Annotated in this window: 18 protein-coding genes; 13 read left to right on the top strand and 5 right to left on the bottom strand. The window is 59.6% G+C overall.

Features of this window, described 5'->3' with window-relative positions; genetic code table 11:
- Positions 1-13: 13 nt before the first annotated feature.
- The 12 genes from HP556_RS09355 (at position 14) to HP556_RS09300 (ending at position 15117) form a co-directional block, all read left to right on the top strand.
- Positions 14-862, top strand: a complete 849-nt coding sequence (locus tag HP556_RS09355) for a methyltransferase domain-containing protein (protein WP_175366751.1) — start codon at positions 14-16, stop codon at positions 860-862.
- A 107-nt stretch (positions 863-969) separates the two neighbouring features.
- On the top strand, positions 970-1860 hold the full coding sequence (locus HP556_RS09350) for a class I SAM-dependent methyltransferase (protein WP_175366750.1): 891 nt from the start codon (positions 970-972) through the stop codon (positions 1858-1860).
- A 91-nt stretch (positions 1861-1951) separates the two neighbouring features.
- Positions 1952-4636 carry a methyltransferase domain-containing protein gene (locus HP556_RS09345; RefSeq protein WP_246297549.1) on the top strand — a complete coding sequence of 895 codons (2685 nt, stop codon included), beginning with the start codon at positions 1952-1954 and terminating at the stop codon, positions 4634-4636.
- The gene (locus tag HP556_RS09340) at positions 4633-5778 is read left to right on the top strand and encodes a glycosyltransferase (RefSeq protein WP_338117554.1); all 1146 of its coding nucleotides are present in this window, start codon (positions 4633-4635) and stop codon (positions 5776-5778) included. Before HP556_RS09345 ends, HP556_RS09340 begins: the two co-directional genes overlap by 4 nt.
- A gap of 135 nt (positions 5779-5913) precedes the next feature.
- Positions 5914-7074 carry a glycosyltransferase family 4 protein gene (locus HP556_RS09335; protein ID WP_338117553.1) on the top strand — a complete coding sequence of 387 codons (1161 nt, stop codon included), beginning with the start codon at positions 5914-5916 and terminating at the stop codon, positions 7072-7074.
- Positions 7075-7106: 32 nt separating this feature from the next.
- A complete protein-coding gene (gene asnB / locus HP556_RS09330) occupies positions 7107-8966 on the top strand; it encodes an asparagine synthase (glutamine-hydrolyzing) (protein WP_175366748.1) in 1860 nt (619 codons plus the stop codon).
- Between the two features lie 46 nt (positions 8967-9012).
- On the top strand, positions 9013-9939 hold the full coding sequence (locus tag HP556_RS09325) for an NAD-dependent epimerase/dehydratase family protein (protein WP_175366747.1): 927 nt from the start codon (positions 9013-9015) through the stop codon (positions 9937-9939).
- Complete coding sequence (locus tag HP556_RS09320) at positions 9936-10868, top strand: glycosyltransferase family 2 protein (RefSeq protein WP_338117552.1); 933 nt, start codon at positions 9936-9938, stop codon at positions 10866-10868. The genes HP556_RS09325 and HP556_RS09320 overlap by 4 nt, the downstream gene beginning before the upstream one ends.
- 2 nt (positions 10869-10870) lie before the next feature.
- Positions 10871-11971 carry a GDP-mannose 4,6-dehydratase gene (gene gmd / locus HP556_RS09315; RefSeq protein ID WP_175366746.1) on the top strand — a complete coding sequence of 367 codons (1101 nt, stop codon included), beginning with the start codon at positions 10871-10873 and terminating at the stop codon, positions 11969-11971.
- Positions 11972-12250: 279 nt separating this feature from the next.
- A complete protein-coding gene (locus HP556_RS09310) occupies positions 12251-13189 on the top strand; it encodes a GDP-L-fucose synthase family protein (protein WP_175366745.1) in 939 nt (312 codons plus the stop codon).
- Between the two features lie 10 nt (positions 13190-13199).
- Positions 13200-13949, top strand: coding sequence for a glycosyltransferase family 2 protein (locus HP556_RS09305; RefSeq protein ID WP_175366744.1), 750 nt, complete (start codon positions 13200-13202; stop codon positions 13947-13949).
- Between the two features lie 16 nt (positions 13950-13965).
- Positions 13966-15117, top strand: a complete 1152-nt coding sequence (locus HP556_RS09300) for a glycosyltransferase (RefSeq protein ID WP_276509732.1) — start codon at positions 13966-13968, stop codon at positions 15115-15117.
- A gap of 20 nt (positions 15118-15137) precedes the next feature.
- Here the strand turns inward: HP556_RS09300 and HP556_RS09295 are convergent, their stop codons facing one another.
- On the bottom strand, positions 15138-16049 hold the full coding sequence (locus tag HP556_RS09295; protein ID WP_175366743.1) for an alpha-1,2-fucosyltransferase: 912 nt from the start codon (positions 16047-16049) through the stop codon (positions 15138-15140).
- A gap of 222 nt (positions 16050-16271) precedes the next feature.
- On the opposite strand from HP556_RS09295, the gene HP556_RS09290 reads away from it, so the two are divergent.
- Positions 16272-17225: an NAD-dependent epimerase/dehydratase family protein gene (locus HP556_RS09290; RefSeq protein WP_175366742.1), complete on the top strand. Its 954-nt coding sequence runs from the start codon at positions 16272-16274 to the stop codon at positions 17223-17225.
- A gap of 106 nt (positions 17226-17331) precedes the next feature.
- Here the strand turns inward: HP556_RS09290 and HP556_RS09285 are convergent, their stop codons facing one another.
- The 4 genes from HP556_RS09285 to HP556_RS09270 form a co-directional block, all read right to left on the bottom strand.
- The gene (locus HP556_RS09285; RefSeq protein WP_175366741.1) at positions 17332-18108 is read right to left on the bottom strand and encodes an SGNH/GDSL hydrolase family protein; all 777 of its coding nucleotides are present in this window, start codon (positions 18106-18108) and stop codon (positions 17332-17334) included.
- Positions 18109-18208: 100 nt separating this feature from the next.
- Positions 18209-19021 (bottom strand): FkbM family methyltransferase, encoded by an 813-nt coding sequence (locus tag HP556_RS09280; protein WP_175366740.1) that lies wholly within the window; start codon positions 19019-19021, stop codon positions 18209-18211.
- Between the two features lie 89 nt (positions 19022-19110).
- Positions 19111-19599 carry a GtrA family protein gene (locus HP556_RS09275; RefSeq protein WP_175366739.1) on the bottom strand — a complete coding sequence of 163 codons (489 nt, stop codon included), beginning with the start codon at positions 19597-19599 and terminating at the stop codon, positions 19111-19113.
- Positions 19580-21241, bottom strand: a complete 1662-nt coding sequence (locus HP556_RS09270) for a hypothetical protein (RefSeq protein WP_175366738.1) — start codon at positions 21239-21241, stop codon at positions 19580-19582. The genes HP556_RS09275 and HP556_RS09270 overlap by 20 nt, the downstream gene beginning before the upstream one ends.
- Between the last annotated feature and the right edge of the window lie 4 nt (positions 21242-21245).

The raw sequence follows: 21245 nt of genomic DNA, 5'->3' as shown, positions 1-21245 counted from the left end.
AGGAGCAGCTTCGGTGGCATTGATCCGTCGATTAGCAAAGAGATTGTCGGGATTGATAAGCGGACCGCAGCCGGAGCGTCCTCGCATTCCCTATTCGGAAAACGGCTGGGATCACATCCCAAAAGGGGAATACGACTACGTGCCGAAAGGAACTCACGTGTTCGGTCCTGCTGACCGATTCTTGCTGGTGCCCAAAAATCGATATCGTGCAGTGCTGCTACCGGGCCAGGAACGGCGGACGGAGCTTGGCGTTGGATGGATCACCGAAGATAACAGTTCGGAAGGTTATGATCTGCTGTGGGGAGAGGCCGACAACCTGCATGAATATCGGATCGAAGCCGACAGTGTGCGGGAGAAGCTGAAGGTCGAAATCGTTGACCGTATCGAACATCGCATCGCTGCTGACGCCAATATCGTCGATATCGGTTGCGGGGTCGGGGATCTGCTGGGAGAGATTCGACGGCGTCGACCGGGCGTCCGTGTGTCCGGTCTAGACTTTTCCGGCAAGGCTGTCGAGAACGCACAGCGCACTTATCCGGACGGGGCGTTCCAGCAGTTCGTTATTGACCGCACGCTGCCTTATCAGACGGCCTCGTTTGATGTCGTCTCGTGCACGGATGTGCTGGAGCACCTGGAGTATCCGCAAAGCGTGGTGGCGGAACTGGTGCGCATCTGCAAGCCTGGAGGGCTTGTCGCGATTGTGGTGCCGGACGGAACGCTCGACCAGTTCCTGGGACATAACTGGTTTTGGAACGTCGAGACATTTGCCGCCCTTCTCGCCGAATGGGCGCCGCAGGTCGCACCGCTGCCGGTCACCGGAGAATTGATGGCGACAATCGAGGTTCCAGGGGAGGGCGTCTAGTTATGGGACGGCTCGCAGAGAAACTAGGGCGGATTCGCATCAGAGCGGCGGCTTGGCTGCAGGATGGTGCTGTTGCGGACAGTGGAGAAATCCGCGGTCGCCGTGCAATGGTCGCAGATTTTACGCGCATCCTGCTTGGCGGCGCCGAAAGCGGCGACGTCGAGGTCAGGCTGGCAAGCGCGCTGATCGAACGGATCGCTACTGAAGGCAATGGCGCTGCACGCGTGCAGCAACTACTGCCGTCATGGCAGCGCCTTGCCACCCCGGATCAATCTCCGGAGAGCAACGACGCGCTACGGCTTGCTGCCCGGCAGTTGCTGATCGACCAGTTGCCTCGCGATAGCTGGGAGCTTGTACCGGTGCTGGAGCGTCGCACGGCGCCAGTCATGAGCACCTGGACCTATCAGAACGAGGTGATGGAGTTCGACATCCGTGAAGGTGACCTCGTACTGGATGTCGGCTCGGGCGGCTGGCCGTTTCGCCGCGCCAACCACCTTGCCGACAAATTTCCCGATCACACCACGCATCGTGTGGAGACGATGGTGCGCGACGGCCGGACCTTCTTCGAAGTCGATATTGAGAACCTGCCATTCAAGGACAAGGAATACGATTTCGTATTTTGCTCGCACGTCATCGAGCACCTCGACAATCCCGGAAAGGCGATGCGCGAACTGATGCGCATATCCAAACGAGGTTACCTCGAAGTACCGACACGCCTCTCTGACGTCATGTTCAATTTCACCCGTATCAAGGACCACCATCGCTGGCATAGCGTCAGGCAGGGGCCGACGCTGCTGTTGACCGAATGGAACGAGCGGGAGCGCCGCGAACTCGGCAACGAGTTCTTCAACGCGCTTCACAGCGAGTATTCGAACCAGTTTCAGAGTTTCTTCGAGCGCAACCGCGACCTCTTTTTCACGTCTTATCATTGGACCGATCGCATAGAGTTCATGGTCATCGATAAGGATGGCGGCATCTACGACAGTTCAGAGCGGTAACATGGACGGCTTGCGCACCAGCGATCTAAGATGCGTTAAGTGTTCAGGCGGTCCGATATCGCCGTCTACAGCGGACGCATATGCATGCGGCATGTGCCACGCGCAGTATCATGATGCCTTGGGTGTTCCGTTCTTCGGCGACTTTGAAGCGGACGATGTCCTGGGCCTAATCGAGATTGCTGCGAATGCAGTGAATCGCGGCAACTTCGGGGTCACGCCTAGCGTGGTCGAAGAATGGAACGACCGTCTTTCACGCTATCATGCGGCCGTCGACAAAGAGCGTTTTCTCGACGAAGTGCCGGAAGGCCACGCGCCATATTTCCAGAATCGTTACGGCGAGTGGCTGGAGATAGAAATGCTGGCGGAGAAACTCGATCTTGCAGGCAAGGCTGTTCTCGACCTTGGCGCGGGTCTTGGCTTTGACAGTCATCGGCTCGCGCTTCGTGGGGCGCATGTCACCGCGCTCGAATTCTCGCCGCTGCTTGCGGAATCCGGCCGGAAGAATTTTCCCCACATCAGGTGGATCGGCGGGTTCTCGCATTGTTTGCCCTTCAAAGAGCGTAGCTTTGACTTCGTCTTTTGCAACGCGGCGCTGCATCACATGCGGGATATTCCCGCTGCGATCTCCGAGGCCTTGCGGGTGTTGCGGCGGGGCGGTGTCCTCATCACCACCTGCGACTCGTTTCGCCCCTCGAACTCGCCACCTGAGGCAGAGCTCGACATTTTCGACGCTGACACCGCGGTCCTGCTTGGCGTGAACGAATGCGTGCCGCGTTTTTCGGATTTTGTTTCGTCGTTTGCTGCGCATCTCGATGAGGTCGATGTCGAGCTTCACACGCATGTGCTCTACGGCGGTCTCGATGGTGGCACGTCGACTGAATTAACGCGATGGGACTACCCCCGCGATGTGGCTCGCCTCGGTGCCAGGGGTGGCTCCATCGCGATAAAAGCTTTCCTGAAGAAGGAGTGGTCCGGAGCTCCGCGCCTGCAGACGGCGGGCATCGTCTCGGCCCGGGATTACATATCCTGGATGGACTCGGCAGCTACCGCGCTTAGCCGGCTTACGCCATTGTTGTCGCCCGACCTCGTCGATCTTCCGTTTCCGGGCAAGCGGGCAAGCAAGTTCGAGCTCCTGAACGGCTGGCGTCGACCGCAGGCGCACCGTCACGCACGATCGGCCTATCATCGCGGGCGATGGTTTCTCACAGCCCCGACCATTCCGGGCAAGCTCACCTTCGAAGTCGCGCGGCCTCAAGGCTCCGCCGTCGAAACCATCCGTATCTTGCTCAACGGCGTGCCGGTGCAGAGCGAGGCTGTCCCTCCGGTTGGCTGGGCGGAGGTGTCGGTCGATCTGTACTCGATCGCGCCTGGCCATACGTTCTGCGTCGAGATCGAACAGACCGGCGACGATCGGAGCCTGCTCGGTGCATCCTTCGAGGTCCGTCGACGCCGCGTCTGGAATCTCGGGGAGGGACCATCCAAGGCCCCGCATGCGCCCGTCCACGTGGTCATTCCGGTTTTTAACCGACTGCACTTCACACGCTCCTGTATCACCGATCTCAAGTCGCAGACCTACGCGCCGCTCCACATCATTGTCGCCGACGGCGGCTCGACTGACGGGACTGTGGCGGCGATCCGCACGGATTTTCCGGACGTCACGGTCCTGACGACCGACACCGAGCTCTGGTGGACCGGCTCCATGCAGATGGGGATCGCGTATGTCCTCGAAAGCAACACCGGCACTGATGGCTATGTGCTGATGCTCAACAACGACACCGAGCTTGTTGGCGACTATGTCGAACAACTTGTGATGGCCTCGCGCGAGTTCGATGCGGCCGTCTGTGGATTGATCGTCGATAGCCGCGACCCCGATCGAATTCTGGACGCGGGCGAATATGTCGACTGGCAGAACTATGCGTTTCCCGTAAAAAATTCCATCGATGCCGGCGACCGTTTCGTCGGCGACGTCGACGTGTTGCCGGGCCGCGGCAGCCTAGTGCCGCTGCATATGATCCGTGCCGCCGGCAACGTGGACGCGGAGCTGCTGCCGCATTATCTCGCGGACTACGAATTCTTTACCCGCCTGAAACGCGCGGGCTTCAGGCTCGGGGTGTGTTGTGAGACGAAGATTCTTGCGCATGTCGAAGAGACCGGCATCATGCCCTCGGGCGGCCGTTCCAGCCTTCGGCAGTTGTGGCGGGAGGCTTTCTCGCGCCGATCGATGAACAACGTCCGCGACCACTGGCGCTTCGTGAACCGTCACGCGCCCGATAAGTTGCGTGGTTGGATTAAGCGAAGGCTGGCACGTCGTGTGTTTTTCGATTTCGCGTTGCGGAGCCAGTTGCGGCCGATATTTCTACCCTTGCTCTGGATCGTACGGTTGCCTGGCCGGATCATGATGATAGCTCGAGGCCAATGGTACAAACTTCGCGGTCTGCAGAGTGCAATCGATCGCCATGGTTGGGATGTGCTGTGCTTTCCCGGCGAGTTCCCGGCATTCCTCCGGGGGCCCTCCTACCTGCTCCTTGCCCCTGGACCGATCAGCGAGGAGATGGTGCTGCTTGCCGGGCTCGATTCCGGAAAACTGGTGTCGGATGGAACGCTCCGCCGGCTCCAGTGCGGTGACTGGTTCGCGTTCCAGAAGGTGATGTTCGGCAATCACCCACAGGCGAGGAAGCTTGCGCGCCTTCGGCGGATGGCCTGGAATCCTTTCCGCAAGATCTCCAACACGCTTGCATGGCGACGTGCGCGCGCGTCGATTGGAGGGCCATCGTGATTGGTTCCCCCGTCATCGCGCTCGAACTGATCGACGATCCTGCCTGGATGGGCGGTGTCCTTTATCTGCGCAATCTCGCAATCTGTCTGTCGCGGCTTCCCGCCGGTGAGCGGCCCGAATTGCGCCTGCTTGGGCCTTCCAGCGCCGTTGATCGCGTCGCCGCTGAGATCGGCGCCAGCGTCCCCGCCGCGGGCGGGATGCTGGGCCGTATCCTGTCACGCTTGATGCCGCAGGCGCGCGGTGAACAGCCTGTTGATCTCGTCTATCCCGGTTTCGGCGCGACCGTTCCTGGAGCCGTCACGCTGCGCTGGGTTCCGGACTTTCAGCACCGCCATCTCCCGCATCTGTTCGGGGAGGCCGAGATCGCCGCCCGCGACGAGGCCATAGGTGCCATCGCGGCGCGGCCCGGTCCGTTCGTGCTGAGCAGCGAGACCGCAGCGCAGGACTTTGCGCGATTTTTCCCGGGCCACCATGCGCGTCCGCGTGTCTGGCGGTTCCGGTCGCTAGTTGACACGACAGCGCCGGCCAATCCTGCGACGTTGCGCAAATATGGGGTGCCGGAAAAATTTCTGTACCTGCCCAATCAGTTCTGGGTGCACAAGAATCACGTGATGGTATTCCGCGCGCTTGCGAGGCTGCGCGCCGAGGGCGGCCCGGAGATCCCGTTGGTATGTACCGGTGCGACCGCGGATCGGCGCAATGAGGCGCATTTCGGCCTGCTTGAGACGCTCGCCCGGGAGAGCGGGATTGTGCCGCAGCTCCATTTGCTAGGTCTCATCGACCGTAGCGAGCAGCTGGACGTGCTCCGCCATGCCGCGGCTGTCATTCAGCCGTCGCTGTTCGAGGGCTGGAGCACTGTCGTCGAGGATGTACGCGGAATCGGGCGCCCAATCTTTCTCTCAGGTATCCCGGTGCACCGCGAACAGGCTCCGCCCCGCTGTACCTATTTCGACCCCGCCGATGATGCCGCACTCGCACGCCTGCTCGGTGATGCGTGGGATGGGCTTACTTCAGGTCCCGATCACACCGCCGAGCGCCGAGCCGCCGAACGACTGGACGAACTGGTTCTGGAGGCCGGTCGCACTTTCATGTCGATCGCCACGGAAATGATCGATATGAAGGACAGTCGTGGTAGCCCGTGACGTGCCACGGCGCCGTTGCGTGCTGGTGGAATAAAAAATCCCCAGGAGCTATGCTGTGGCCCCACGCGCGTAGCTGATGGCCTGCAGGGCCCGGCTCCTGTGCAGCATCGTTCAATCTTCCGCGCGGTCTTTCCAGTGTCCATTCGTATCGCGATCGAAATGTTCGAGGACGCCCGCTGGCTGGGTGGCTCGATCTATATCGAGAACCTACTCTCCGCGCTTTCGGCCTTGCCCCAAGACGAGAGGCCCGAAGTTGCAATGCGCTTCTTGTCCGACCCGACGACACCACTGGCGCAGCGCCTGCGGGCCTTTCCCGTCGCGCAGACAATCAAAGGCTCCTCGCGTCTTTTGGCTCGTGCGCGGAGGCTCCAGCGCGCGGTTTTGCGCCGTGCGCCGGCGCTGACCAGGCTGTGCCCGGGCGATCGCGACGAGGTATTTTTTCCCGTATTCGATGCGTCTCTGCCGAGCCGCCGCAACCTATATTGGATTCCGGATTTCCAGCCGTTGCGGCTGCCGGATCTGTTCGACGCAGATGAGCGCCGGGTGCGCAAGGAAGCTATGGCTGCCATCGCCCGCACGCGCGGAACTCTGCTGCTGTCCAGCCACGCTGCTTTGGACGACTTCCGGACATATTTTCCGGACGCCACCGTCCGGCCCGTTGTCTGGACCTTCTGCAGTACCCTGGTGGCAGGCTCGGCAGAACAGGGCCAACTGGCGCGCGCGCGGCACCAGCTTTCGGAAAAATTCCTTTATGTCGCGAACCATTTCTGGCGGCACAAGGACCATGCGACGTTGTTTGAGGCGCTCCACCTGCTTCGTCAGCGAGGTCTCGTGATTCCCGTGGTCTGCACGGGATTGATGGAGGACCGGCGCGCGCCCGACCACGTGCCGGCGCTGCGGCGGCTGGTCGAACAGTGGGAACTGGACGAGCAAATCTGTTTCCTAGGGCTGGTGTCACGCGCCGAGCAGGTCGAACTGTTTCGGATGGCGGCAGCGGTTGTACAGCCGTCTCGTTTCGAGGGCTGGAGCACGGTGATCGAGGATGCGAGGGCACTTGGGAGACCGGTAATCGCGTCTGATATTCCCGTGCATGTTGAGCAGCTTGCGGATTATCCGAGCAGCTGCATCTTCCCGGTTTCCGATCCCGCTGGACTGGCCTCGGCCCTCGCGGATGTATGGCCGAAGCTTGCATCGGGACCTGACCTCGTGCAGGAAGAGCAAGCCGCCGCGCGCCTTGTTGACCGGCGGCTGGAACGGGCACGCGCCTTCGTTGCGCTGGTGCAGTCGGTGGCCTGATCGGCTAGTTGCAGGCAACGGAGAGCGCAACCATGTGCGGCATTAGCGGCCTCATTTCGTCGGATATATTGTCGGCGAACGATATCGCTGCGGTGCGTGCAATCAATGCGCGCCTGTTGCACCGCGGACCCGATTCCGACGGTGACTACCAGACCGATCATGCCATGCTGGCAATGCGGCGCCTGTCGATCATCGATCTTGCCGGTGGACGGCAGCCGCTGTTCAACGAAGATGGCGATATTGCAATCGTTTGCAATGGCGAGATATACAACCATGACGTGTTGCGCGACGAACTGAAGTCGCTTGGCCATCGATTTTCGTCCATGAGCGATGTCGAAACCATCGTGCATGCGTATGAGGAATGGGGCAACGACTGCCTTGCACGCCTGCGCGGCATGTTCGCCTTCGCGCTTTGGGATGGCCGCTCCAACAAGTTGCTGCTCGCTCGTGATCGTCTCGGCGAAAAGCCGCTGTTCCTGCACCGCTCACCCGATGGCAGCCATCTCTGGTTCGCCAGCGAACTCGCCGCCGTCTCTCACGTCATGCCGCGGCCGCTGCGCTTGTCGCCCGAGGCCTTCAATCTTTTCCTGACGTTCCAATATGTGCCCGAGCCAGTCACACCGCTGATCGGTTTGGAACAGCTCCCAGCAGGCCACTATCTGGAACTGACGCCTGCCGCGCTCGACGCCCGCCCGGTTTCCTACTGGAATCTTTTGGACATCCGTGAGGATCCATCAGAGCCGGTGCGCACCACCGAGGAAATTCTCGACGACGCTTGCCGGCTCATGGGCACGGCGGACGTGCCGGTGGCCGTCGCATTGTCAGGCGGTATCGATTCCAGTCTGGTTGCTGCACTGACCGCGAAACATTTCCCCGGTCAGATCCACGCTTTTACAATTGGCTATGAAGGCAGGCCCGAGAGCGACGAGCGCAATTTTGCCCAGACGCTGGCCCATGAGCTGGGCATCGGCTTCACCGAGGTGGAACTACGCTCGGCCGACGTCGTCGACCGCTTCCCGCAACTGATCAGCGCCATGGACACGCCCATCGGCGATATCGCGGCCTTCGGTTATTACTCCGTGGCGGAAGCCGCGCGCGCCGCCGGCTATCCGGTGCTTTTGTCCGGCCTCGGCGGCGACGAGTTCTTCTGGGGTTATGAGTGGGTCCGAGAGGCCATGACGCGCAATGAGACGCTGCAGGCTGGGAAGCCTGTCCGGCAGTCCTGGTGGGATCGCCTGCTTGGCCGTGAAGCGCCGACGACATTGGAGTTCTTCGGGGTGCATCCCGATCTCCGCAATGGCGACGCGAACTCACGGCGCATTATGCCCGAAGCCGCGCGCCAAGCCCTGCCGCACGACTTGTGGCTTAGCGAAACGCCGCTCGACACGTCGCTACCGCTGCATCTCGCCACGGCGGAATTGTTGAACAGGACGTGGTTGCGCTCAAACTGCCTGGCGCTGATCGATCGCATGACAATGGCACATTCCGTCGAGGGGCGATTGCCACTGCTCGACGTCCAACTCGTTGAACGTGTGACCGGCATGCGCAATTCCGGCCTTACCGACTGGCACCAACCGCACAAGCATCTGCTCGTCGAGGCACTGCGGGACGCGCTGCCTGCGGATGTTCTGTCGCGCAAGAAGCAAGGATTTACGCCGCCGATCGGCAAATGGATGAGTGGGATTGTGCAGCGCTATCTGCCGCTTCTCGCCGACGGGTCGTTGGTTCGCCAGGGGTTGATCCGGCCAGAGGTGGCAGACGGCGGACTGGGCGGCTATGACCAGTTCTTCCTCTATAAGCTGGTACTGCTTGAGTGCTGGTCCCGCCAGCACATCGAAGGTGAAGAGCTGACCGTCGGTGCGCCGTCGAAGCGTGAACACGTACGCGTGTAATTCAGGGCAGCCTCGGCCCGCCGACTCTTCATTGTGAAAGGCAATCGTGACCAACAGCAATCAGGTGGCGCTCGTGACCGGAGCGCGGGGCTCCATAGGTCGGCATGTGGCGCAGGCGCTGTCGTCCTTCGGCTGGCAGGTGCATGGCCTTGGCCATGGCGAGTGGGCAGAAGGCGCCGTCAGCGCCGGCCTGCGCCGCTGGCACGCCGGCACCGTGGATCTGCCAGCGTTGCGCAGGCTTGCGCTAAAGCCAGACCTGATTGTGCACTGTGCCGGCAGTGGATCCGTTGGCGCGTCACTCGTCGACCCGTTAGCCGATTTTCAGCGTACGGTCGGGTCGACGGCCGCGCTGCTCGAATATATGCGTGCCGATTGCCCGGCAGCGGCGCTGGTCTACCCGTCGAGTGCGGCGGTTTATGGTCATGCCGAGCGGCTGCCGACGAAGGAAGACGGGCCGCTATGCCCGGTCTCGCCCTACGGCTTCCACAAAAAGATAGCCGAGGAATTGATCCGCGCCCATGGCGTGATGTTCGGCCTTCGGGTCTCCATCGTGCGCCTGTTCTCGATTTATGGAGAGGGCTTTCGCAAGCAGCTCCTATGGGACGCTTGCGGCAAGATTCTCGCCGGCGAGCGGGAGTTCTTTGGCACCGGTGACGAGACACGCGACTGGCTGCATGCCGACGATGCTGCTGCTCTGCTGATCCGCGCAGGCGAGGTGGCATCGCCCGAATGCCCGACCATGAATGGTGGTACAGGTGAGGCCGTTACGGTCGCAGCGATCCTGAACGAGCTCGCGATTTTGCTCGGCGTCGATGAAAAGCCGCGTTTTGTAGGTGCCACGCGCGCCGGCGATCCTCGGGATTATCAAGCCGACATGACGCGTGCGTTGCAATCGGGATGGGCGCCGTCCACCAGTTGGCGTGAGGGCTTGCGCCGCTACGTTGCCTGGTATCTTGAGGAGCGCGCGCGGTGATCCGCGCATGGCTCTCCGCCCTTGGCCTCGGGACGGCCTTGCGCCGGGCATTCGGCATTCGGCTGGGCCGGTTGTTTCAGTACCCGCCAAGAGCCCTATCGGTGCCCTCGATTGCAGCCCCTGGGTTGGACCAAAATCTGCCCTCCATTGCAATCGTGACGCCCTCCTTCAACCAGGCCGCGTATGTCAGAGCGACCATGGAAAGCGTGCTGTCGCAGGGCTACCCGCACCTGGAATACATCGTCCAGGACGCAGGCTCGACGGACGGCTCGCTGGATGTGCTCGCGGGTTTTGCCGGCCGTGGCGTAACCGTCGTGGTCGAGCCCGACCGCGGACAGTCGGATGCGCTCAATCGCGGTTTCGCGCGCACTTCCGCCGAGGTTCTGGCCTATTTGAACTCCGACGACATGTATGTACCGGGAACACTGCATCGGATTGGTCGCTTTTTCCGGGACAATCCTTCCGTGGATGTGGTCTACGGCAATCGATTGGTGATCGACGACCATTCGCGCGAGGTCGGCCGCTGGATCCTGCCGCGGCATGATGCGCAGGTACTGCCACAAATCGACTATGTTCCACAGGAAACGATGTTCTGGCGCCGCAGGATCTGGGAGCGTTGCGGCGCCCGTTTTGACGAGAACGCAACCTTTGCGCTGGACTGGGACTTATTGCTGCGATTTCTCCAGCAACAGGCTGTCTTTCGTCATTTGCCATGGCTGTTTGCGTTGTTCCGCGCCCATGCCGGGCAAAAAACCCAGGCAAGTTTCGTCGCTGACGGGGCAGGCGAGATGCGACTTTTGCGATTGCAAAACCGTGCACAAAGTGGGAACTACTTCCAGCGCTTGGCATCGCATGGCTTTTTTCTCTTTGCCCACCAGCAAGCGGACAAGCAGTTCGCTCGTGAATTGCGAGATAAGTTGACAAGATGACGATGAAGAAAGCTCTGATCACTGGCGTCACCGGACAGGATGGATCCTATCTGGCCGAGTTGCTCCTCCAGAAGGGCTACGAGGTGCATGGCGTGAAGCGCCGCGCTTCGCTTTTCAATACGGATCGTATCGATCATCTTTATCAGGACCCCCATGAAGAGGATCGTCGACTGATCCTGCACTATGGTGATCTCACCGACTCATCAAGTCTTGTGCGCATCATTCAACAGGTGCAGCCGGAGGAAATCTACAATCTGGCAGCTCAGTCCCACGTTGCCGTGTCGTTTGAGGAGCCGGAATACACGGCCAACTCCGACGCGCTGGGTGCGCTGCGTATCCTAGAGGCCATTCGTATTCTTGGCCTCGAAAAGAAGACCCGATTTTATCAAGCGTCGACGTCGGAGCTTTACGGGCTGGTTCAGGAAACGCCGCAGACCGAAACTACGCCGTTTTATCCGCGCTCGCCCTACGCGGTGGCCAAGCTGTATGCTTACTGGATTACCGTGAACTACCGCGACGCCTACGGGATTTTTGCTTGCAACGGCATCTTGTTCAATCACGAAAGCCCTGTTCGCGGCGAGACCTTCGTAACGCGCAAGATCACGCGTGCGCTCGCGCGCATCAAGCTGGGTCTGCAGGAGTGTTTGTATCTCGGCAATCTCGATGCGCTCCGCGATTGGGGGCATGCGCGTGACTATGTCGAGATGCAGTGGCTGATGCTTCAGCAGGAACACCCAGAAGATTACGTGATCGCGACCGGCGTTCAATATTCGGTACGCCAGTTCGTCGATGCCGCGGCGAAGGAATTGGGCATCTCAATTCGCTGGGAAGGCAAAGGCGTCCAGGAACGCGGTTATTGGGAGAATCGTGTGGGCGCAGATCCCTCTCAACCGATCGTTCGCGTTGATCCACGCTATTTCCGGCCTGCCGAGGTGGAAACACTGTTGGGCGATGCCAGCAAGGCGCGCAAGCAGCTTGGCTGGGTGCCGAAGACGACGTTTGCAGAGCTGGTCTCGGAAATGGTTCGCGAAGATCTTCGGTCGGCCGAGCGTGATGAACTGGTCAAGCGCCACGGCTTCAAGTCGATGAACTATCATGAATGAGCGTCCGGCTGGCCCGCGAAGGTAAACGTGTTGGGCCTGGACGTGTGAAGGGGCATGCGTCCGATTACGATCGGAGCATGAGGACTGATATCTGGAGAGTGAGCTCACAGCGCACTTCGGCATTCCATGATCCGATCAGGCCTTCCGGCCGGATAGGGTGCTTCAGTAGATGCCGTATCGGCAGACTTCTCTAGATCTTGCGACGTTGCACGCACGTAATGTGCTCGCTTCTAATGACTGTCCGTGCCGGTGTTGGTCGGTGAGAGTTGGAAACTGCAGATGGACAAGAATACTCGGATCTTTGTCGCCGGTCATCGCGGCATGGTCGGCTCCGCGATCGTCCGCCGGCTGCTTGCTGCAGGCTATGCGGATATCGTGACTCAGGCGAGGTCTGAACTCGACCTGACCGATTCCGTCGCCGTCTCAAAGTTCCTGGCAGACACCCGACCTGGCTACATCTTCATGGCTGCCGCCAAAGTCGGTGGCATTCATGCGAATGATACTTATCGCGCCGAGTTCCTCCATCAGAACCTGATGATTGAGGCGAACATGGTCCACGGCGCCTGGCAAGCTGGCATCAACCGGATGCTATTCCTGGGGTCGAGCTGTATCTATCCGCGCGATTGTCCGCAGCCTATCCGTGAAGACTACCTGCTGACTGGTCCGCTCGAGCAGACCAACGAGGCTTATGCGATTGCCAAGATCGCCGGCGTCAAGCTGTGTGAGAGCTATAATCGCCAGTACGGCACGCATTACGTCTCTGCGATGCCGACCAATCTGTTCGGGCGCAACGACAATTATGATCTGCAGAACAGCCACGTGCTTCCGGCGCTGATCCGCAAGACCCATGAAGCCAAGGTCGCGGGCGCGAGCGAACTCGTCGTGTGGGGATCCGGCACGCCACGCCGCGAGTTTCTCGATGTGGACGATCTTGCCGACGCCTGCGTGTTCATGATGGAAAGAGGCATCGAGGGAGGGCTCTACAATATGGGCCGCGGCACCGATGTGACCATCAGCGAGCTCGCCAGGACGATCATGGAGATCGTTGGCTTCAGCGGCCGGATCGTATTCGATGCTTCCAAGCCGGACGGCACGCCCCGCAAACTGCTCAATATTGACCGTCTGCGCGAACTCGGCTGGTCGCCGCGCATCTCGCTGGAAGACGGTATTCGCGAGGCTTATGCCGACTTCCTTGCTCGACATCAGGATGCGATGTAAACGATCAGGCATGACCAATCCGCTCGTCACTGTGGTGGTGCCGTCCTTCAACCAGGCGCAGTATCTTGAACAGGCCTTGAAGTCCTTGACGGATCAGGACGTGCCGCTTGAGATCTTCGTCATGGATGGTGGATCGACTGACGGATCGGTGGGAATTCTGCAGCGCTACGCTCCGCATCTGGCGAGCTGGCGCAGCCACAAAGACGACGGACAATCAGCGGCTATCAACGAAGGCATTGCGCTTGGAAGTGCCCCCTTCGTAACGTGGCTCAACAGCGATGATTTGTTGCTCCCCGGGGGGCTGCACAGGCTGATCGATGCGCTTGAGGCTGCCCCATCCGCCCCGGCTGCGTATGGTCGCGCCTGGAACCATAACGAGGCCAATGGCCGGCGCACGCCGGTTTGGGTCGAGCCGTTCGAACTGCGACGTCTGGCTCAACGCTGCATCGTCTCCCAGCCTGCGACCTTGATCCGCCGATCGGCATGGCAGCGGGTCGGTGGACTCGATATCTCACTGCGAATGGCGATGGACTATGACTTGTGGTGGCGGCTTTATCACGCAAGCGGCCCCCTTGCCTTTGTTCCCGACTACGTCGCCGTGAATCGCGATCATCCCGGTACCAAGACCAACACGTATCGCAGCCAGCATTATCGCGAGGCGATTGCCGTGGTGCGCCGGCATGCGGGCCGCGTTCCGCTCAAGTGGTGGCTGCTGCAACCCTATGCGGTCTGGTACAAAGTACTGCGTGGGATGCGTTGAGCGCACAGTGCAGGTCATGACAACACAAGCAGAAATTGTACGGGACGATCACGCCGGTCGCCGGTTGAAGGTACTGCACGTCTTCAAGACTTATCCGCCAGATACGTTCGGCGGCATTGAACGCGTAATACATGGCATCATACGCTTCGGCCGAGCGTTTGGCATCGACGGTGAGGTCTTTACCGTCAGTCCGTCGCCCGAACCTGCCGAAATCGATTTTGATAGCGTGCGCGTGTTTCGCGCGCGCCAGGATGCGTTCGTCGCATCCACGGGCCTGTCGCTGTCCGCCTTTCGCCGGTTTCGCGACCGCGTAAGCCAGGCCGACGTCATTCACTACCACTTCCCGTGGCCATTCATGGATCTGTTGCATCTGGCTCACGGGCGCGGGCGGCCTGCAATCGTCACCTATCATTCTGACATCGTGCGTCAGTCGGGGCTGCTCGCGCTGTATCGGCCGTTGATGATGCGTTTCCTCGCTTTGCAGAGCGCAATTGTCGCGACCTCGCCGAACTACATCGAGACCAGTCCGGTGTTGCGGCAATTTCCGCTGGTGACTGAGGTTGTGCCTATCGGCATTGACGCAGATCCGGGCAGCATCGATGCCGCGCTGCGGACATCATTTGCCGTGCGTCTGCCGCCGCGCTTCTTCCTTTTCGTCGGTGTGTTGCGTTACTACAAGGGCGTAAGCTTCCTCATCGAAGCCGCGCGGCAAAGTGGCCTGCCAATCGTGCTCGTTGGCGATGGTGAAGAGCGCGCTGCGATCGAGCGTGCAGGTTTGCCAAATTTGCATATGGTTGGCGCAGTCGGCGACGCCGAAAAAACGGTTCTGCTCGACTTGTGTTGCGGGTTCATTTTTCCCTCGCATCTTCGCTCCGAAGCATTCGGTGTTGCTCTTTTGGAGGCGGCACGTGCCGGCCGCCCGATGATCTCTTGCGCCATGGGCACGGGAACGGACTACGTCAATATCGACGGCGAGACAGGGATCACCGTGCCTCCTGCAGATCCGCCTGCTCTGGCGTCTGCGATGACGCGGATATGGGATAACGCGGAGCTGGCTGCAGCAATGGGACGTGCTGCGCGCGAGCGCTTCGAGGCGCTGTTCCGGGCAGAGAGGATGGCAGGGGCCTATGCGTCGATCTACAGGCGGGTTGCAAAGGCCCCCGGATAAAAAGGCGTTCTAGGCGACGACTACCTGGTCCAAAATTCTTTGGCAGCCTCGCGAATGGTCGCCGCTGGCATTCCGCTTTCGATCGGAAGCAGCGGGATATTTCCTGCGAAACATGCCCACGCGGCGAAGGTGGAGTGGCAGCCTATGACGCCGTTGCATCTCGACAGCAGGGTAAGGTCGTCGGCCGGTGATGTGCCGGTTGCAATCGTCACATCGAGACCGGGAAACTCGGCTTCATTACGCCGTTCATCGGAGCAGACCAAGAACGAAATCCTGTGCGGCGTCGACTTCTTGACCTCCAGCATTGCGCGGGCATAATCGGACGTCGGCACGAATAGAGCGCCGCCCGCGAATGTTCGGAAATCGCCGTGCCGGATGTGCACTCCGATCAAATAGTCGCAGTCAGACCGGGCCCTTGCGGCGATCTCATCGACGAGCTCTTGATGGTATCGCAGCGCAATACGTTCGAGAACCCCTTCCCGATGCCGGTGAAGGAGAGAGGCATCGCAGTCTCGCAGGCCGTGAAGAACAACGTGCCGATGTCGCGCGAGCCAATCCGGGCGGGCAAGACTGTTTGTGCTTGGGGGAATCAATTTCGTGAATCGCCTGATGCTCCATCTGGCAAATAGCAGGCGTGCTACCAGCGTGAACGGTCGAGCAGGGACTCCGAACACTTCGGTGCCACGACCAAGGTGCTGGCGAAAAGGCGCGAGTGATTGATTGAACAGCGAGAAGCGAGGTGAGTGCTCCAGGCAGAATGCCAGGAGATGAGCATGGCTGAAGAGTTGATTGGCGAGCCGACCCTGATCGTCGGTATAAACGAGTGTGGTGCTGATCTTGGCCGCTTTAGCAGCCCGTTGGTCTGTGCACATCAAGATCTCAACCAGGGCATGGGCGTTGTGATAGCGAATGCGTATGGAGATAATGGTCACCAGCCAATGGATATTGGGACGAGCGGCGTATGCTCGGATGGGTTGTATTGGCTGTGACAGACATATATCGCATAGCAGATCGATGCACGCACGCAATGGATGTCAGCCATGTGCAGGCGTGATTGGCGTCGTTGCGGTTCTCATGTTCCCCAGATTCTTTGAACTGACGTTGCTCCGCTGCACGGTCCGCCATGGTCGGCTGCGCTTTCAATAGGGGATTTAATGGCGTTGCGCGTGTTAGTGACCGGCGCTTCCGGCTTCATCGGAGAGGCTCTTGTTACGGCTCTGGTCGCGTCCGGCCATCGGGTGCGCGCCGCTTCGCGGCAGCGCGCGAACTTTCCATCAGGACGGGTCGAATGGGTTCAATTGCCGGATCTGCGGGGCGCGGTTGAATGGTCTTCGCTGCTGGCCAATGTGGACGTTGTCGTTCATCTGGCCGGAATTGCCCATCGCAATGGCGTACACGGCGACGCGATCGATAGGGTCAATCGAGGTGCCGTTGCGGCTCTTGCGGCGGCTTGTCAGCGGCACGACGTCAGGCGGCTGATCTTCATGTCGTCGGCCGGTGTGCATGCCGGGTCCACCTCGAAAGCTGCTGTAATAGAAAGTCACGCGCCGGATCCGGTGACCGCATATGACCGTGCCAAAATCGCAGCGGAACGTGCTGTGGAAGACAGCGGCGCGCCTTACACTATTCTCCGTCCCGTCGTCGTCTATGGCGCAGCTGCCAAGGCGAATTTCGCGCTCGCTGTCCGACTTGCCCGTTTGTCACTGCCGCTTCCCTTTGGCGCGCTTGAGATTCGTCGGTCGCTTCTCGCGATCGACAACCTGATCGCGGCCGTCATCTTTTGTCTCGACGGCGAGGCGACTCTCAATCAGACGTTTCTCGTGGCCGATCCCGAAGCGATCACGGTCTCCGCAATGTTCTTGGAGCTTCGTCGCGGCCTCGGCAGGCAACCCTGCCTCGTTCCGGTACCGCCGGCGTTTTTCGAGCGTCTGCTCCGTATCGTCGGGCGCCCGGATATTTGGGGGCGTATTGGACAGGAATTCGTCGTTGATTCCACAAAGCTCCAGAACGCCGGTTTTCGGCCCTTGGTTTTGACCGAGGAGGGCCTGAGGGCGGTTGGCGCCTTTTACAGAACGCGCCGACGTGCAGGCTGTTCTTCAGGACAGTGACGGCAGACGAGACGCACCGCGCAAATTGTCGTTCGGGCGGCAGACGTGTCGCTGCGGCGTTGAGAGTGCTTGCCTTGAAAACGGTAGATGCCGTTTAGCGCCGCGTCTATTTGCTTCCGACGTTGCATCCGAGCTTTTGTTGGATCGTGCCGACCATGGCCGTCAGCCATGGCTTGTATGAATCCGCAGTCAGGTGGACGCCATCGGTCGTCAGCTTTTCGCCCGACATCTTTGCTCTGAAGTCAATGAAGGCGATAGAGCGCGCATCGGCCAGCTTTCGTATGTCGCTATCGTTTTGATCCGCCAACGCTGTGGAAAAGTACATGTCGGAAAGCGGTGCTTTTTCGATCGGGGGGATCCCGGCATAAACGAATGAATCGGTTTTGGCCGTCAGCGCCGCTGTCAACGCAGTGTATCGTTTGGCAATTGGCGCAGCGTCGCGATATGCCTTCTGGGAATCATTCGTGCCCAGTGCGACGACGATCAGCGGCACCCGTTTGTTTCCGAAGATCGCGTCGACGAGTGGCAAGTAATTGGAGATCGCCAGCCCGCCGATGCCTGCATTAATCACGGGCCTGCCGCAGATCGCGGCCGGTAATAGCGCAAGTTCAGTGATGCTGTCGCCGACCACGACGACGGGATCCGTCACCTGGTCCATCTGACTGTGAATCGCACTCACGCGAACATCGGTGTGCAGGTGTCCTGCCTCCGGCCTGGCGTTTCCGCGAAGGTTTTCCAGCAGGAGCTCGGTCTTGCTTGAGAGCGCAGAAATTTGCGCTGTCTGAGCGCTGATCTTGTCGGAGATGGCCCGGCCGCCGACATAGACCGACCCGGAGAGTGCGCCAAGAGCGGCAACCAGCGCCGCGGACCAGATCGTCTTCATGGAATTAACCCGTTTTAGCGCAGATCACTCGATGCTCGATGATCTTCTGACCTGTAGCGAAGAGAACCCGTCGTGTCATCGGTACGCCGCATACCATGTTTTAGAGCGGTAGCGGACGCAATTCGAGATCAATGCTGGCCCCGTCATCCACGATCTGATCGAAGGCATCGGTCGTGGCCATTACTGGCGTCTCGCCATCTGTCTTGTAGAGCGCATATCTTGCATCCCCGATGAATTGCAGTAGAGCTTCGAAGCCTCCCGGGACACTGCGATGCAGATACGGCGCAAATTCGACCACCATCTTGGGTCGGTAACGGCGAATTGTCTCAGCGCCAGATCTGAGAACGCTCAATTCATTGCCATCAACATCCAACTTGATGAAATGGACATTGGGCAATCCGAGTTCGGCTACAAGTGCGTCCAGGGAGCGAAACGCTCCGTTGGTCGATTTCAGGACGCCGCCGTGCACGCCATGCCGGTCAAGATCCTCCGCCGTGCTGGTGATCGGCCAGCTCGAATAGATGCTGTTGTTTTCGCTGCCGTCGGAATCGCTGAGGATTGCCTGAACGCAGGTCACGCGGCTCGTCAGGCCCGGATTGAGCGACAGGTTTCGCTGAAGCTTGCTCATGGCGTAGTCGGTCGCTTCAACGGCGATAACACGCCCGGTGTCGCCAACCGCCTGGGCCATCGGGAGCGTCTGTGCTCCGATATTTGCCCCGAGGTCCAGCGCGATGTCGCCGCGCTTCAAATGCGTGGTGAGAAAGCGCGTGGTCCGACGCTCGTATTGCGCGACGTATAGCGAAAAATCGATTCCCTCGCGCAGATCAAGCTCCCAATTGAAGTCGCTCCGCCGCGTTCGGACGATAGGGCCGACTCCAAGGCCTCCGCGCAGTGCGATCAGCGGCTTCGCCATGAAGCCGGCGATGGCTATTTTGGTTCGCGTCTTCATTTCAGTTCTGGCTACTCCGAGACGTCCGTCGTCAATGCTTCGCTGAAAGTCTCTTACCGCTCGGGACGCGCAGGTTCGGACACATCGTAGCGATCTCGCGATCCCGGACTAAACACGTAATATCGGCTGAAGAGAAACGACGTAAATGGAATGATGGTGATGACGATGAACGTGGTGACGAGATAGGGGAGGCGAAGAATCGAATGGGTGCCGTAGGTGATGAGCTGGATCATCATCAGATTCCAGCCGACCAGGCAGAAGAACTTGACGACCGTAATGGGTCGAATGACGGATCTGTAGGTCACTAAGCCGTGGCCCATAAACGACACGAAAACTGATCCGATGCCGCCGACCAGAGAACTCTGCCATCCGTTTCCAGTCTGATTGTAAACGAGGTTGGAAATCACCAAAAAAATCAGATTGGAAGCTAATCCGATAAAAATGTAGCGAAGCAGCAGGAAGCTACCACGCTGACTGAACCGCATTGTTCGCCACAACTGATGCATGCCTGAACCTGCGCCTCTAATTGCTGCCCTTGCCATCTAGATGATCCATAACACGATACACATGTGTCCCATCAAACAGCTCGCGTTCCAACTGCACCTGCACGTCGAGGCTCTGCGGGCTCAAGTCGTTCGGCAACAGCATAAAAACGGATTTCCCCCGACGTACAAGCTCCGTGATGACCTGTCCGGGCACCCATTCGCCGTTCAGCCAGAATTTGTTATTCCAGCGATTGTATGAGGCGACGAGCGGGCTGCGCCCAGCCATCTGGCGCGCAATTCGTTCGCCCGCGTACCCGATTCCGAACGCCACGGCATAATTGACATCGTGAACATCGTAGGCTCCGATCCAGATCGAATTCGGAAGTTCCGCCTTCAGGCTGGCCATCGATTGCATGAATTTGGATCGACGCTGAATTTCATCCCGCTGTGACAGGCTCGTCGGCAGTTCCGGCGCCCGAAAGGCGGCAAACCATACGGCATAGCACGCCAGGGAGCCAGCCAGGATCGCGCGGCGCGACGACCGTGGCAGCAACTCGCTGAAATGCAGGAAGATGCAGAGGCCCAGAAGCAGGGATGATACGATGACACACGGCACGAAGTAGCGGAAACCGAAATGCTTCAGAACCAGGGCGGTCAACAGCAGCGATGCGGCTAGCGCTGCGATGACAAAGCGGCTGCGCCAGTCGGACATCCTTTCTTTGAAGGAGTTGTGGCTGGCTCTGACAGATGAAGCGACGATGACGGATGCAGCGACGAGCAGCAGCCCAGTGAGCCAATAATTCTTCAGCAAGCGCGATGCATTGCCTTTGACCGTCACCCACTCCAGGACACCCGTCGAGCCACTGCCATATTGCCCCGTGTGGGTCGCGAGTTCCACATACCAGTTGGCCATTGCGAGGAGGCCGGGCAATATCGGAAGCAGCAGCAGCACAATTCCCGCGACGGCCCCGGCGACGCCGAGCAATAGCCTTCGTCGACTTTCTATCGCTCCAAGCAGCAAAAGAAGCGGAGCGCTCGTTATCTTTGCGACCAGCATGGCGGCGATACACAAGCCGATTGCGAATGGAAGCCAGCGTTTTTTGTCAAGCGTGTCGTCTCGATAGACCGTCCACTCGAGCAAGAATAGCGACAGCAGCAGGACGCCAAAAACCATGAGCGTTGCTTCGGCTCCAATCATGCCTGGGCGAACGAACTCGGCATATAGAATAGGGAGTGTTTGGATGAGGAGCGCTGCCTCCGTGTTCCGGAGCGCTTGCTTTGCCACAAACCCGAGCCATAACACGCAAAAAGCGAAAAGTACCATATTCGCGCGAGATACGAACCTGAGAGCCGCTTCAGGATCGCTCAGGATGATGGTAAGAAGGTTTTGCTGGCCTGCCGTCGATATCCAATTCCACGCCTGATACAGGCGAAGATAGCAGGCGATCAGGATAAATGACGTCGTGCCGGGATGAACGACGATGCCTGGCGAATGCAGATCGGCGACGGCGGCCCCATTGAACAGGTACGCGTAGCTTGGGTCGTAGTCATAGCCAAAGGCGAGGTTCGTAAAACCGAAATAGATTGGCTCATACGATCGGAGCAGGATGTGGCCGACCACGAAGCAGAATACGGGAACGATCAGGAGCAGACCGGTGGAGATAGAACGGTTCATCTCAAATGCCTTCACATCGTCCATTTGC

Source organism: Tardiphaga robiniae (genome assembly GCF_013359755.1).
Classification (GTDB): domain Bacteria; phylum Pseudomonadota; class Alphaproteobacteria; order Rhizobiales; family Xanthobacteraceae; genus Tardiphaga; species Tardiphaga robiniae.
The sequence above is the reverse complement of the archived record's forward strand: the minus strand, read 5'-3'. Positions and strand labels throughout refer to the sequence as shown.

Bases quoted from the DNA above. Each gene is read 5' to 3' on its own strand.
- gmd (WP_175366746.1), top strand. From the start codon at position 10,871: ATGAAGAAAGCTCTGATCACTGGCGTCACCGGACAGGATGGATCCTAT.
- HP556_RS09285 (WP_175366741.1), bottom strand. From the start codon at position 18,108: ATGAAGACGATCTGGTCCGCGGCGCTGGTTGCCGCTCTTGGCGCACTC.
- HP556_RS09275 (WP_175366739.1), bottom strand. From the start codon at position 19,599: ATGGCAAGGGCAGCAATTAGAGGCGCAGGTTCAGGCATGCATCAGTTG.
- HP556_RS09280 (WP_175366740.1), bottom strand. From the start codon at position 19,021: ATGGCGAAGCCGCTGATCGCACTGCGCGGAGGCCTTGGAGTCGGCCCT.
- HP556_RS09350 (WP_175366750.1), top strand. From the start codon at position 970: ATGGTCGCAGATTTTACGCGCATCCTGCTTGGCGGCGCCGAAAGCGGC.
- HP556_RS09300 (WP_276509732.1), top strand. From the start codon at position 13,966: ATGACAACACAAGCAGAAATTGTACGGGACGATCACGCCGGTCGCCGG.
- HP556_RS09290 (WP_175366742.1), top strand. From the start codon at position 16,272: ATGGCGTTGCGCGTGTTAGTGACCGGCGCTTCCGGCTTCATCGGAGAG.
- HP556_RS09270 (WP_175366738.1), bottom strand. From the start codon at position 21,241: ATGGACGATGTGAAGGCATTTGAGATGAACCGTTCTATCTCCACCGGT.
- HP556_RS09310 (WP_175366745.1), top strand. From the start codon at position 12,251: ATGGACAAGAATACTCGGATCTTTGTCGCCGGTCATCGCGGCATGGTC.
- HP556_RS09345 (WP_246297549.1), top strand. From the start codon at position 1,952: ATGTGCCACGCGCAGTATCATGATGCCTTGGGTGTTCCGTTCTTCGGC.
- asnB (WP_175366748.1), top strand. From the start codon at position 7,107: ATGTGCGGCATTAGCGGCCTCATTTCGTCGGATATATTGTCGGCGAAC.
- HP556_RS09305 (WP_175366744.1), top strand. From the start codon at position 13,200: ATGACCAATCCGCTCGTCACTGTGGTGGTGCCGTCCTTCAACCAGGCG.